The organism is Tamlana crocina (genome assembly GCF_012037625.1).
Genome location: NZ_JAAVJS010000459.1, coordinates 1 through 370, shown reverse-complemented (window position 1 = coordinate 370; position 370 = coordinate 1). Strand labels below are relative to the sequence as shown.

The following is a 370-nucleotide window of genomic DNA, read 5'->3' as shown; positions in this document are numbered from 1 at the left end:
AGCTTATTTGCAGCCGAATCGTTCATTTTCTCTGCCATCCAGATGATCATCACCTTATACCCACCTTCATAAGATTTGAGCGAGAGGGATTTCACAACCTCCATGGCTTCATCCACTCCAATTTTTCCCTGCTTATTCTCAATTCCCAGCTTTTGGTACCAGTCAAAGAGGCTACCGTATGGCTCCTGCTGCACGAACTGCCGCCACTCCTCGCTAAAATGCGAAGAAACCGCAGCTTTCTTTACCTTGTCATTATTGGCGACAGGATAAGCAAAATGCAGGTCTGGGTGTGACAGTTTGTTCATTTTGAGGTTGCAGGCTTCTCTCCCGGTATTGTTTTCGGCATTGGTGTTATTGCATAGCACGTATT

General features: G+C 45.9%; 1 pseudogene. It reads right to left on the bottom strand.

Annotation, left to right across the window (positions count from 1 at the left end):
- Positions 1 to 370: pseudogene (locus HC176_RS17590) on the bottom strand (DNA polymerase III subunit delta'); the annotation flags it as partial.